Raw genomic sequence first — 12,606 nt, 5'->3', positions numbered from 1 at the left:
GGCGTCGTGGTTCGGGCCGGTAGGCCGGAACGGAACCCGGAACCCGGAGCCCGGAACCCGGAATCAGTTGGACTGGGTGGTGGCACCCTCGGAGTAGTCCAGCTCGTTCTCGCCGGTGTCCGTGGCGTTGCCGGCGGTGAGGGACTGGGTTCCACCAGCCTTCAGCGCAGCAAGGCGGGCCTCGACCTCGGTCTGCTCGCCCAGGTCCTCGAGGGACTCGAACTGGGCGTCCAAGGACGAGGCGGCCAGCTCGTTCTGGCCCCGCACGCGGGCCTCCTCGCGGCGGACCTTCTCCTCGAAGCGGTTGACCTCGGAGGAGGGGTCCATGATGTCGATCGACTTCACGGCGTCGTGCACTGCGGACTGTGCCTGGGCGGACTTGGCGCGCGCGGTCAGTTCGTCCCGCTTGGAGACCAGCTGGCGGCGCTTGTCGTTCATCTTGTCCAAGCCGTCCTTGAGCTTGGCCACGATCTCGGTCTGCGAGGCGATGGTCGGCTCCGCGGCCTTGGCAGACTTCTCCGAATCCATCTGGCGCTCGATGGCGACCTTGGCCAAGTTGTCGAACTTGTCCGCGGAGGCCGTGTCACCCGCGGTGCGGAACTGGTCAGCCTTGGAGGAGGCGGCCAGGGCCTTCTGGCCCCAGCTCTTGGAGGCGTCCAGGTCCTCGTTGTAATCGTCCTGGATCATGCGCAGGTTGCCGATGGTCTGGGCCACGGCGGCCTCAGCCTCGGAGATGCTGTTGGTGTAGTCGCGGACCATCTGGTCCAGCATCTTCTGCGGGTCTTCGGCCTTGTCCAGCATCGTGTTGATGTTGGCCTTGGCCAGGGTTGCAATTCGGCCGAAAATGGACTGCTTTACCACGTTGTCGCCTTCCGCTCATTCCGTGAGGGCCCCGGGGTTTTCCGGAGCTCCGTCTCCCGTGTCCCGCTGACGGGCGTTGGGCCCGGCACCTCGCGGCACCGGAAAATCTGTGGACCGTGTCGTCCGGGTGTCCGTTCCTAGAAGCTACCGCCACCGAAGTCGCCGAAGCCACCGCCGCCGCCGAAGTCCCCGCCGCCCAGGCCGCCGCCACCGCCGAAGCCACCGAAGCCGCCGCCGCCCCAATCGCCGTGGTCATTGTCTCCGCCGAGGATGCCGCCCATGAGGATGCCGCCGAGGATGGCCCCGCCGAGCCCGGCGCCGAAGCCGCCACCCCCGCCGCCGCCGTAACCACCACGGCCCCCGTGGCCGGCACCGGCGCCGGCGTAGCCGCCCCATTGATTGAGGTCCTGCTGGGCCAGCTGGCTGGCGCGGTCCGCCAGGGAACTGGACTGGTTCGCCAGATTCAAGGCGGTCACCGGGTCCTGTCCCGAGAGCCGGACGGCGTCCTGAAGGGTCCGCTCCGCCTCGGCCAGCTTGGTCCGGGCCTGACTGCCCACGGCACCCCGGCGGGCCGCGATGAAGTCCTGGGTGCCGTCGATCTGAGCCTGTGCCTGCCGGATGGTGGACTGGAGCGCGGAGGAAGCCCGGCGCTCCTGCTCCTGGCGGTCTCGGATACCGGACAGCGGTGCGTCGAGCTGGCGGTGGGCCTGCTCCAACGACTGCAACAGTCGGAAGGGGGCCGGCCGACCTGCGGCGATCTCTGATCTCACGCGAGACAGGGTCTGCTGCAGACCGGCCGCCGGCCCCGCCAACTCGGTGTGTCGGCCAGCCTCCACGAGGGCCTGGGCCTGGGCGAGGTCCTGGGTCGACTGATTGATCCCGGCCTGCAGGTTCTCCATGGCGCTCTCCAGGTGCCCCCGAGCCTTGGCCACGGCCTCCACCAGGGTGGAGATCTGGGAGACGGCCTCCTCACCGGCCCGGATCGCCAGCACGGCGGTGGATGGGTCGGAGGTGAGGGACTCCTCGGCCTTCGCCGCGGCGGCCCGGACGAATTCGAGGCGTTCCCGGGCCTGCGTGGCGTTGTCGTTGACCTCGGCCAGCGCTACGTCCGCGTAGCGGGTATGCAGGTCCACGAGGCCCTGCTCGGCCTGGGCCACCGAGTCCGCCACCTGATCGGCGCGGGTGTTGAGGGACTCCAGGGCTGCACCGGCGTTCTTCTCCAGGTCGCGGAGTTCGTCGAATTCCTTGGTGTGTGCGGACAGCGACTCGTTGACAGCCTGGCACCGGGCGATGATGTCCTTGAGCCAGGCGCGCTGCTGTTCCTCGGTGTCCGGGATGTGGTCGTCCAGCTGATTCTGCAGCTTGTAGGACTCCCGCATGTGGTCCTTGGCGATCTCGATGTCCTGGGTGAAGGTCTCCACGGACTTCTCGCCATAGGACGCCAAGGCGAAGCCGACCTCCTGCTCGGAGGAACGAATCGCGTCATCGGCGCCGATGAGCATCGAGCCGGCCTTGGTGCGCAGATCCTTCACGGACATCTCGTCGAGGGGGTCCTTCGGCCCCTGTGCTCCGCGGGCGGAGTGACCCTGCTGCTCCGCCTTGGACTTGTTGCGGCGCATCAGGGCATACCCACCACCGGCGAGGGCGGCCACCGCCACGCCACCGGCGATCCAGCCGCCGGCACCGCCGCCGGAGTCGGGTCCGTTGACCCGACCGTCGGCGGCGTCCTGTATGCCGGCGATCGCGGCCGTCGCGGCGGCGGACCAGTCGTCCTCGCCCACCGCCGGCATGGCCGGGCCGATGTACTCCTCGATGATCTCGTTCTGCAGTGGGTAGATGCTGTTGGCCTGGGCGGCGCCGTAGCGGTACTCGCCCTCCTCGACGGAGACGGCCAGGAGCGAATCGGTGGATCCCATCGAATTGCCCTCGCTCACCTCGAGTGCCCATTCGCCAGGATCCATGGGCTGGCCGGCCTCGTCGGTGAACTCGTTCACGTACACCGCGTAGAGATTCTGGCCTTCCTCGGAGCGCAGCTGGTTGATGGCCTGGGTGATCTCGTCCTGCTCGGCGGAGGTCAACACCTCGGCCTCATCGACCACGAACGTGCGCGGCGGGATGTCCACCGGCGCCTCAGCCCGGGCCGCCTCGGCGAGGGCCAGTCCGCCGGCCATGGTCAGTCCCGAGGCCAGCAGGGCGCTCAGAGCCAGTACGGCGGGGGAGAGACGGCGCGGTTGGACCGCATAGGCCTGGGACTTCATGGATCACCCTTCAGGGGTACACGTGGGATGGTGGCTGCTAGCAGAAGTCTATGGGGCGATTCCGGACGTTCGCCATGAAGACGTGTGCGCCGTCGGCGAACCGTCGAGCATGCACTCAGGATTCGTCCAGCGAACACGTTCCCGGTAGACAGGATGGAGCGGCAGGATAGACGGTGCGGTGCGGCCCGAGCGGCCTGGCCGACCACGACGACGGACCTCCCACCGCGGGTGAGCCGGCAGGAAAGGACGACGACCATGAACGAAGCGGACCACAACGGCACCGAGGGTACCGGCGGGCAGCACGAGGGGACCCCATCCGTCCCCCCGCGTCCTGAGACCCCGCCGACGTCCGCTCGGTCGTCTGAGCCGCTCTCCGCCAGCCGGGAGCCCTACCCCCGCTGGAACGAGACCCAGTCCCTGCCCCGTACAGACGCCTCAGAGCAGGCCACGGATGCGCCGGAACCGGGCGCACCCGCCACGAACTCCTCCCATCAGGCACCTCATCACGACGCCGGCCCTGCGAAGACGCGCCGCACCGTCGGCGTCGGTGCCCTCGTCGCCGGCATGCTCATCGCCGGCCTCGCCGGTGGCGGCGTGGCAGTCGGGGTCAACGCGGCCACGGATGACCCCACCGGCTCGGCCGGCACAGGCTCCGTCCAGGAACAGGGCCACGGCCTGGACATCAACCGCTCTGAGGATGCCACCGCCGTCACGGCCGCGGCTGCCAAGGCGGCCCCATCCGTGGTGACCCTCTCCGTCTCGGCTGATCAGGCCTCCGGGTCAGGTTCGGGGGTCATCCTCGACAACGAAGGGCACATCCTCACCAACACCCACGTGGTGACGCTGGGCGGACAGACCGGAGATGCCGACATCACCGTCCAGACCGCCGACGGGGCCGTGCACACCGCCAGCATCGTCGGGACCGACCCGGAGTCCGACCTCGCCGTCGTCAAGATCGAGGCCGAGGGGCTCACACCCATCGAGACGGGGCAGTCCTCCGAGTTGAATGTGGGCGATTCCGCGATCGCCATCGGTGCCCCCCTGGGACTCTCCGGCACCGTCACGGACGGGATCGTCTCCAAGCTGAACCGCACGATCTCCGTGTCCTCCTCGGCCGTGCCCGAGGACAGCGGGGAGGGCGGCAGCCAGGATGCACCTGAGTTTGAGATCCCGGGGTTCCCCGCCCCCGAGGAGCAGCAGCCGCAAGCCCAAGGTTCGATCTTCATGAATGTCATCCAAACCGATGCCGCCATCAACCCCGGGAACTCGGGCGGCGCACTCGTGGACGCCCAGGGACGGCTGATCGGCGTCAACGTGGCGATCGCCTCCGCTGCCGGGGCCTCGGGCGCGGATTCCTCCGGCAACATCGGCGTTGGCTTCTCCATCCCCGTGGACTACGCCCAGCGCGTGGCCCAGGACCTCATCGAGGACGGGGAGGCCACCCACGGCTTCCTCGGCGTCTCCGTGACGCCCCAGCCCGCCACGCCTGCCGGCACCGAGCCGAGTGCCGAGGCCAGTGGCGCCGGCACCAGTGAGCAGAACGCCCTGTCCTCCGGAGGATTCAGCGCGGGAGCCCGCGTGGTCGAGGTGGTTCCGGACACCCCGGCCGCTGAGGCGGGAATCGAGGAGGGTGACGTCATCACCGGTGTCGGAGACCGCCCCGTCGCGGACAGCGAGTCACTGACCGCCGTGGTGCGTGAGTACCCCGAGGGCGAAACGGCCACGGTGCACTTCACCCGGGACGGCGAGGACCAGTCCGCGGAGGTCACGTTCGTCTCGGATGCGAACCAGGACTAGCGACAGAGGGCACCATGGAGGTCATGACGCCGCTGACGATGCCTCTCAAGACTCCTGCCGAACTGGCTGCCGACCTCGGCTGGACGAAGGTCCTGGCCTTCGGAGCCCATCCCGATGATCTCGACTTCGGAGCCGCCGCGACGGTCGCCGGGCTGACGCGGGCCGGCGTCGAGGTGACCTATGTGGTCATGACGGACGGGGACGCGGGCGGCTTTGAGCCCGCGAACCAGGACACCATGACGGAGCGCCGGCACCGGGAGCAAAGGGAGGCCGCGGCCCATCTGGGCGTGCTGGACGTGGAGTACCTGGGAGAGCGGGACGGCTACCTGGAGCCCTCGCACGCCGTGATGGCCAAGGTGGTGGAGGCGATGCGCCGTCACCGGCCGGACGTCGTGTTCACCATGTCCCCCGAACGGGACTGGGACCGCCTGCAGCGGTCCCATCCGGACCATCTTGCCGCGGGTGAGGCGGTCGTCCGCGCGAGCTACCCGGCGGTGGAGAATCCCTTCGCCTATCCGGAGCTGGCCGAGCGGGGGCTGGAGGCGTTCCATCTGAAATGGCTCATGGTGTACTGCCATCCGGCGGTCCGGTCCAACCTCGCCGTGGACGTGACCGGGTTCGAACAGGACAAGCTGGCCGCCCTGCGCTTCCATGCCTCGCAGCACCCCGACGTGGCGGCGATGGAGGCCTTCGTCCTGGACGGCATGGAGCAGCTGCACCGGGACTGGCTCGCCGCAGCGGGCCCACCGGCCGCCGCTGGAACGGCGGACTCCAGCGCTCCTGCCGAGTCGGTGTCCGTGCCGGACCATCCCACCGCGACCACCACAGCCGTCACCGCCGATGGCCGCCGCCGGTTCGTGGAGACCTTCCAGCTGGTCGGCGTCAACGACCCCACCACGATCAGCGGGTTCTAGGCGAGGGTCAGCCCTCGTCGACTTCGTCGCCACCGTCGACTTCGTCGCCACCGTCGCCTTCATCGCCACCGTCGCCTTCATCGCCACCGGCGCCCTCGTCGTCGCTGCCCTCGCCCTCCTCGGGCGGTGTCGGGGTGCTGTTCGGGTGACCGCCGTAGATCGGCCCCTGTGTCACCTGGTGGACGAGGTCGACGTTGCCCAGCGAGGCCGACGTCGGAGTCTCCGAGCCGCCCTCCGGCTCCAGGGTGACCACCAGTTCGCGGAAGCGCTCGACGCCGCGGAAGGTGACCGGGTCCTGGAGGTCCTCGAGCGTGTGGGTGCCCAGGCTGTGCGGTGCCGAGCCGTCGGTGGGGAACAGCCACAACTGGAACACGTTGCCCTCGCCCGGGGACGGCATGCCGGCGAAGGTCACGTACGCGAGGTCCTGGTCCTTGGAGACGTGTCCCTGCATGGAACCGCCGTCCGTGAGCGCGATCTCCCGGGTGGTGAAGGAATCCTCGGCGCGGTCCACCGCCGAGACGATGTCCGGTCCGACGATCAGCCGCACGATGGTCCAGAGGCCCAGGACCAGGATCAGGAGCCCGGCGACCACGAGCATCCACTTCTTCACGGGGCGCTTGGGCGTCCCTCCATGGTCCGGAGATTCGGAGGGCCCCAGTCCGTCCACGAGCCCCATGCCGACGTCCTGAGCCGGCAACCGGTGCAGCAGCTCGTCGAGCAATTCCGAGGGCGGTTCGTGCGCCAACCCGCGGAACGCCCATGTGACGGTGCGGCGGGCTCCCTCGATCCGGGCACGCCACAAGGTCGTGAACTCGGGGCCCTGACGGGACAGGAAGCGTTCCAGTTCCTCGCGTTCGGGATCGGCCACGGCATCGAGGGCCACCAGGTCGGCCCACTCCTTGGCCAGACCGTTCTCCAGGTCCTGGCTCAGGTTCAGGGTGAAGTTGCGTGTGGTGCCGGTGCGGGCTGCGATCTCCGGGGTGACTGCGCGGTGCAGTACCGGATCGTCCTCACTGGACCGTCCGAGGAACTTCTCCTGGTAACGCTTGGAGACGCGCTGGACGGCGTCCCGCAGCCGGGACTTCACGGTGGGCACGGCGATCCCGAGTTCCTCCGCCACCTGGCGGTAGGTCCGGCCCCCGGCCCAGGCCAGGTCCAGCGCCTGGAACTGGGCCGGGGTCAGCACGGACAGCACCGTGGTCGGCTGGCGGTGGCCGCCCTCGGCAGCACCGGCGCCGTCCGGCAGCAGCCCCGCTCCGTATTCCGGCAGGGCATCCTCGCGCAACAACCGCGTCATGGTCTCGTGCGCCAAGACCTCGAGCCAGCACAGGACCGAGCGGTGCCGGGCGCGGACGGAGTCATCGTCGAACCGCTCGTGCGGGGCGGCGTCCCAGACCCGGACATAGGTCAGCACCATGGCCTCGTCGGCGTCGGCCTCGGAGGCGAAGATGGAGCACGCCAACCCGTAGACCCAGGGGGCGGTGGCATCGTAGAACGCGGAGAAGGAGGCCTGGTCGCCCTCGCCGGCCAGTCGCAGCAGGTCATCGAGGCCGGGGAGGCCGAGGTCCGCTGCCGCGGGCGAGGTCGCCGACGGGACAGGGTCGTCTTCCGGGACGGTCGGACGATCGGGGAGACCGGGAGCGTTCTTCTTCATGGTGCCTCAAGCATAGGAACGCTGCGCCACCCCGCCTTGATGCCACGCGGACCGTGACCGGTCCGCAATGCGGGGATCAGCGGGGATGAGCGGAAATCAGCGGAAATGAGCGGGATCAGCGAAGGCCGGCAGGGAAAAACAGCGCGGCGTGGCCCCAGCTCAGGCAGAGCCCGCGAAGCCGTGCTGGCGCCAGGCCTCGTAGATCGCGATCGAGGCGGAGTTGGCCAGGTTCAAGGACCGCCGGGAGGGCTGCATCGGCAGCCGCACACGGGAGGTGACCCGAGGATCGCTGAGGACCTCGGCCGGCAGGCCCGTGGATTCGCGGCCGAACATCAGGACGTCACCGGGACCGTAGTCGATGTCCGTGAACAGGCACTCGCCACCGGATGTGTAGGCGAAGACCCGGGCCGGCAACAGGGCCGCCAACGCCGTGTCCAGGTCCGGGTGCACGGTCATCACGGCGAGGTCGTGGTAGTCCAGGCCCGCGCGGCGGAGCTTGGCGTCGGAGAAGTCGAAGCCGACCGGTTCCACCAGGTGCAGCTCCGCCCCGGTGATGGCCGCCAGCCGGATCACGTTGCCGGTGTTGCCCGGGATCTCCGGGGAGTGCAGGAGGATCCTGAACCCCGGGGTGCCGGGGGCCGGGCCCCTCGGGGCCTCCAGATGTGGGTTGGTCGGAACGGCGTCGGGCGTCGCGGCCCGGCGGGGCACGCGATCGGGGGAGTCGGAAGGCACCCGGCCATAGTAGTGCGGCCGAGTACTCGACGGCTCAGTACATGGCTCCGAGCAACCGGGCCAGGAGGCGGCGGTCCACGGTGCCGGACATCGGGCCGGTGCCGAGGAACATCTTCACATCGCGGGCGAACTGCAGTGCGTTGGCCGGCGGGTCCGTGAGGAATCCCGCGTCCGAGTCCAGCACCGAGCGTGTGCGCTCCAGCTGGATGACGGGGGCGTGCGGATTCTCGTCCGGGCCGAGGACCAGGATGAACCCGCCGACACTGCAGTCCGGGAAGGCCCGCTGGAGGGCAACCATCGCCGGGGCCAGGGACGGCGGTGAGAGGCGCCGGTCGCCGCGCCACATCTCCGCCCCGTCCCACCGGTAGACCCCCTCGGGGACCTGCATCGAGCCGATCACCGCCAGCCGGTCCCCACACAGCACCACGTGGTCGATGGCACCCGAGTTGAGCCGTCCGAAGGTCAGGTGCAGGCCGGTCACGAGGCGGCTGGCCGGCAGCGATCCGAGCACATGGTTCTGCAGCGTCCGGATGGTCCGGGCCTCGCGCACGAGCCGGTGGCCGGCCGGCAGGATGCCACGCTTGCGGGGCGCCCCGTGGATCTGCTGGGAGCTGCGGGCCAGGTCCAGCACCATCTCGTCCTCCAGCGGCGGCACATAGGTGATGGTCCCAGCACCATTGCGGTCACCTCCACTGCTCCTGCCCGCAGACCGGTCGCGTTCGGACCGGGTGGAGAAGGCGGGGCCCGACGCCGGCCCGGCGGTCGGCGTTCCCGCGCCGGACCGCGGTGGAACGGTGGGCCCGGGCCGGCCACGCGACGACCCACCTCCGGCGCTGAAGCCGCGATCATACTCGCGCCGGGACTCAGGGGTGCCCACCAGTTCCCAGGCGTAGCTGACCAGCCGGAACTCCGCTGCGTCCCCGTCGTAGTCCGGATGGGTGCGGCGGGCCGCACGCCGCCAGGCCGACTTGAGGGTGGCGGTGTCCGCATCGAAGGGGACGCTGAGGACCTCGTAGGCCGAACGGCCACCGAAATCGGCGGGAGTCACGGTGCCGTCACCCGGTACCGCAGGAACAACGCCCCGTCCTCCTCGAGCAGGCCCACCAGGTCCATTCCGGAGGGACTGGCCAGGTCCGCGCCTCCGATGATCCGACCGCCCGCACCACCGGCGAGCAACGGCGAGAGGGACAGGCACAGCTCGTCGGCCAACCCGGCGGCGGTGAAGGCCCCGAGCAGCGCGGGTCCGCCCTCCGAGTGCACGAGCCGATGGCCGCGTTCGGCCAGCACGGCGCGGATCCGGGCCGGCTCAGCCTGGTCCGTCCCGCAGTCCACGACGTCGGCGACCTCGCTGAGCGCGGCCCGCCGGCCGGCGTCGGCCCCGGTGGTGGTGAGGAGCAGGGGCCGGACGGGGGCCGCGGTGAAGAAGGCGCTCTCCGGGTCCAGGTCAAGGGATCCCGACACCAGGGCGACAGCAGGGTGGGAGACCAGCCCCCGCGCCTCCCGCCAGGCCCGATCCTCCGCGGAGACCAGGTCGCCGCCGTAGCCTTCGGCGCGAACGGTCCCGGCACCCACGAGGATGACGTCCGCGGGTCGGCGCAGCAGGGCGAAGAGTCGTTGATCGGCCGGCGTTCCGAGACCGTCTGAGCGCCCGTGGACGGTGGCCGCGCCATCGGCGGACGATACGAAGTTGAAGCGCACCCACAGCCCGTCCCGCGAGAGGTCCCCGCGGCGCTGGTCCTGGACGGGCGGGGCATAGAAGGCCACGAGTTCGTCGTCGGTCAGGTCCGCGGTGAGGGTTGGACTGGGCAGGCCCGAGGGATAGGGGTGGACGAGTGCTCTCATGGGTTGACTCCTTCGGTCACGGGGGAGGCTGGGTCCAGACCGTCCCAGTGGGCGGCGTCCCCGGGTCCCGCTGAGCGGTCAGCGTCCCGGTTGAGTCCGTGCATGTTGTGCTCCAGCCGGTGTGGCTCGCGCCAACCCATGATGGCCTCGGTCATCCGGATCGCCGAGACAGAGGGCCGCACCTGGTGCATGCGCAGCACGCGGGCGCCATTCAGGACGCACACCTGGGCCGCCGCCAGGGACCCGGCTAGCCGGGCCGACTTGTGCTGGTCCAGGGTCTCGCCGATGAAGTCCTTGTTGGACACCGCCGCCAGGGCGGGGAATCCGAGGGTGGTGAAGGCGTCGAAGCGCCGGGTGATCTCCAGGGAGTGCCGTGTGTTCTTGTTCAGGTCGTGGCCCGGGTCCACGATGATCTTGTCCTCCGGGACTCCGAGGGAGACCGCCAGGTCGATCCGCCGCAGCAGGTACTCTCGGATCTCGTCCACCACATCGTCGTAGCGTGGAGACGGCACCGGGGTGCGCGGCGTGGCGAGGGAATGGGTGATCACCAGGTGGGCGCCACCGGCGGCCACCACCCGGCCGAGATCGTGGTGGAACAGTCCGGTGGTGTCATTGACGACGTCGGCCCCGGCCGCGATGGCACGCTCCGCCACCAGCGGCTGGAAGGTGTCCGCGGAGAGGATCGCGGTGGCGGCGGGACCGCGGCCGGACCGCAGGGCGGCGATCACCGGCGCCACACGCTCGGCTTCCTCGGCCGGGGGCAGCTCCGGTCCGGGGGAGAACGGGACCCCGCCGACGTCGACCCAGTCCGCGCCGTCCTCGGCCGCCTGCCGGGCGGCGCCCACCGCGGCATCCAGGGCGAAGGTCGCGCCGTCGTCGTAGAAGGAGTCCGGGGTGCGGTTGACCACGGCCATCAGCAGGATGCGCGAGCGGAAGTCCACGGTGCGGTGCGCGAAGCGCTGGACCGGGTGTCTGAACTCCGGCTCGACCATGGGCATGGGCGGCGTGCTCCTCCGTGGCTGGTTGCGGCGCGGTCCGGTGCTGAGAACCGTCCGTGCCATTCTGGCAGGATACCGGTGGCGCATGGGTAGACCGGCCGTCACGAGAGGACCTGAGGCCGGTTCCGGGGTGGCACGATGAGGATCATGCGCCGCAGACCAGGCCCCCGGCCCGATGCACCCGATCCCGCCGTCCTCGATCCGTCCGAGGGCATCGCGCCGAACTGCCACCCGGTGCCGTGGCACCACCGGGATCCCAGCGCATGAGCCGGCACCACCTCCTGCTGTGCATCAATCCCGCCTCCGGGGCGGGCCGGGGTGCCGACGCGGGGGCTGAGACCGCCGCCCGCCTGCGCAGCGGCGGGGCCGACGTCGAGATCCTGGCGGTGCCCGGCGACGACGGGACGTCACCCGCCCGGCGCTACTCCGAAGCCCTCACCGTGCGACTGGCGCGGACGGCGGCGGGAGCGGCACCGGCCGCCGTCGTGGTGGTGGGCGGCGACGGGATGCTGCACGCCACGGCGAACGTGCTGGCGGGTACCGGGATACCGGTGGGCCTGGTCCCCGCCGGGACCGGGAACGACCTGGCCCGGGCACTGGGGCTGGCGGACTCCGGAGTGGTGGGCGCCGTCGACCGGATCCTCTCTGGCTTGGACCGGCCGCCGCGACGCATCGACCTGGCCCGGGTGGACCTGGACCCGATGCCGGCGGCGCTGCCAGCAGGGCCGGACTTCGCCGGGACCGTGGACGGCCGCCCCGCGGCAGGTGCGGCGCCGGAGCGCGTGTTCCGGTATGTCGTCTCCGGGGTGAACGTGGCCTTCGACGCCGCGGTGAACGCCACCGCCAACCAGATGCGCTGGCCCCGTGGTGGCCTGCGGTATGTGGCCGCCGTGCTGGTGGAACTGCTGCGGTTCCGGCCCCTGGACCTGAGGACCCGGCTCGACGGGCCGGACAGACGAGATGGGCCGGACGGTCAGGGAGGTCACGACGTCCGGGTCCTGGCCGGGCCGACGTTCCTGCTCGCCGTGATGAACGGCCGGTTCATCGGAGGCGGCATGGAGGTCACCCCCGGCACGCGGATCGACGACGGTGTGCTGGAGGTCTTCCGCGTCACGCCCCTGAGCCCGGTGCGTTTCCTGCGGGTCTTCCCGAGGGTCTTCGCCGGACACCACACGGACTTGCCGGAGGTGGAGATCCAGGAGGCGAGCTCGGTGAGGATCGAGAACATCACCGCGGTGGAGCATCCGGTTCCGCCTGGGCTGCCGTCCTGGAGGAGCGCTGATCCGGTCCTGCACGGGGACGGTGAGCCGTTGGGGATGTTGCCCGCCACAGTGACTGTGGTGTCCGGGGCGCTGACCGTGCTGGACACCGAGCTGCTGCACTCGCCGATGCCATCGACGCAAGGACGCCAGACGGCGGATGGGTAGTTCTGCCCATCGCAGGTGATTCCGCACCCTCCTAGGATGAGTGAAATCAACCCGTCGGCTGGCCGGCGGGGCAGAGTAGGCAACGGTCCCCTCGAAGGGGCCTCCAGAGCGCGGAGAGAAGGG

At 70.4% G+C, this 12,606-nt stretch carries 10 protein-coding genes; 3 read left to right on the top strand and 7 right to left on the bottom strand.

All coding sequences use genetic code 11. The features are described from left to right. Positions 1–63: 63 nt before the first annotated feature. Both BOSE125_RS08265 and BOSE125_RS08260 read right to left on the bottom strand, forming a co-directional pair. Positions 64–861: a PspA/IM30 family protein gene (locus BOSE125_RS08265; protein ID WP_159551614.1), complete on the bottom strand. Its 798-nt coding sequence runs from the start codon at positions 859–861 to the stop codon at positions 64–66. Between the two features lie 137 nt (positions 862–998). After that, entirely contained in the window at positions 999–3,119 is a 2,121-nt protein-coding gene (locus tag BOSE125_RS08260; protein WP_236557882.1) for a TPM domain-containing protein, read from the bottom strand. A gap of 255 nt (positions 3,120–3,374) precedes the next feature. Between BOSE125_RS08260 and BOSE125_RS08255 the strand changes: the two genes are divergently transcribed. Beyond that, positions 3,375–4,916 (top strand): S1C family serine protease, encoded by a 1,542-nt coding sequence (locus BOSE125_RS08255; protein ID WP_159551612.1) that lies wholly within the window; start codon positions 3,375–3,377, stop codon positions 4,914–4,916. Positions 4,917–4,939: 23 nt separating this feature from the next. Then, the gene (locus BOSE125_RS08250; RefSeq protein WP_159551610.1) at positions 4,940–5,830 is read left to right on the top strand and encodes a PIG-L deacetylase family protein; all 891 of its coding nucleotides are present in this window, start codon (positions 4,940–4,942) and stop codon (positions 5,828–5,830) included. A gap of 7 nt (positions 5,831–5,837) precedes the next feature. Here the strand turns inward: BOSE125_RS08250 and BOSE125_RS08245 are convergent, their stop codons facing one another. The 5 genes from BOSE125_RS08245 to folP all read right to left on the bottom strand — a co-directional run bounded on the left by BOSE125_RS08245 (position 5,838) and on the right by folP (position 11,056). Continuing rightward, positions 5,838–7,484 carry an anti-sigma factor domain-containing protein gene (locus tag BOSE125_RS08245; RefSeq protein ID WP_159551608.1) on the bottom strand — a complete coding sequence of 549 codons (1,647 nt, stop codon included), beginning with the start codon at positions 7,482–7,484 and terminating at the stop codon, positions 5,838–5,840. A gap of 159 nt (positions 7,485–7,643) precedes the next feature. Next, the gene (locus BOSE125_RS08240) at positions 7,644–8,144 is read right to left on the bottom strand and encodes a tRNA (cytidine(34)-2'-O)-methyltransferase (RefSeq protein WP_159554938.1); all 501 of its coding nucleotides are present in this window, start codon (positions 8,142–8,144) and stop codon (positions 7,644–7,646) included. Positions 8,145–8,250: 106 nt separating this feature from the next. Further along, on the bottom strand, positions 8,251–9,264 hold the full coding sequence (locus BOSE125_RS08235) for a J domain-containing protein (RefSeq protein ID WP_159551606.1): 1,014 nt from the start codon (positions 9,262–9,264) through the stop codon (positions 8,251–8,253). Next, positions 9,261–10,058 carry a pyrimidine reductase family protein gene (locus tag BOSE125_RS08230; RefSeq protein WP_159551604.1) on the bottom strand — a complete coding sequence of 266 codons (798 nt, stop codon included), beginning with the start codon at positions 10,056–10,058 and terminating at the stop codon, positions 9,261–9,263. Before BOSE125_RS08230 ends, BOSE125_RS08235 begins: the two co-directional genes overlap by 4 nt. Further along, entirely contained in the window at positions 10,055–11,056 is a 1,002-nt protein-coding gene (gene folP, locus BOSE125_RS08225; protein ID WP_159551602.1) for a dihydropteroate synthase, read from the bottom strand. The genes BOSE125_RS08230 and folP overlap by 4 nt, the downstream gene beginning before the upstream one ends. Positions 11,057–11,319: 263 nt before the next feature. Here folP and BOSE125_RS08220 point away from each other — a divergent pair, with 263 nt between their 5' ends. Continuing rightward, the gene (locus BOSE125_RS08220) at positions 11,320–12,483 is read left to right on the top strand and encodes a diacylglycerol kinase family protein (RefSeq protein ID WP_159551600.1); all 1,164 of its coding nucleotides are present in this window, start codon (positions 11,320–11,322) and stop codon (positions 12,481–12,483) included. Positions 12,484–12,606: the final 123 nt, after the last annotated feature.

Source organism: Citricoccus sp. K5, from assembly GCF_902506195.1.
GTDB lineage: Bacteria > Actinomycetota > Actinomycetes > Actinomycetales > Micrococcaceae > Citricoccus.
The sequence above is the reverse complement of the archived record's forward strand: the minus strand, read 5'-3'. Positions and strand labels throughout refer to the sequence as shown.

Excerpts from the sequence above, each read along its gene's own strand:
- BOSE125_RS08220 (WP_159551600.1), top strand. The coding sequence starts at position 11,320 with ATGAGCCGGCACCACCTCCTGCTGTGCATCAATCCCGCCTCCGGGGCG.
- BOSE125_RS08250 (WP_159551610.1), top strand. The coding sequence starts at position 4,940 with ATGACGCCGCTGACGATGCCTCTCAAGACTCCTGCCGAACTGGCTGCC.
- BOSE125_RS08255 (WP_159551612.1), top strand. The coding sequence starts at position 3,375 with ATGAACGAAGCGGACCACAACGGCACCGAGGGTACCGGCGGGCAGCAC.
- BOSE125_RS08260 (WP_236557882.1), bottom strand. The coding sequence starts at position 3,119 with ATGAAGTCCCAGGCCTATGCGGTCCAACCGCGCCGTCTCTCCCCCGCC.
- BOSE125_RS08245 (WP_159551608.1), bottom strand. The coding sequence starts at position 7,484 with ATGAAGAAGAACGCTCCCGGTCTCCCCGATCGTCCGACCGTCCCGGAA.
- BOSE125_RS08230 (WP_159551604.1), bottom strand. The coding sequence starts at position 10,058 with ATGAGAGCACTCGTCCACCCCTATCCCTCGGGCCTGCCCAGTCCAACC.
- folP (WP_159551602.1), bottom strand. The coding sequence starts at position 11,056 with ATGCCCATGGTCGAGCCGGAGTTCAGACACCCGGTCCAGCGCTTCGCG.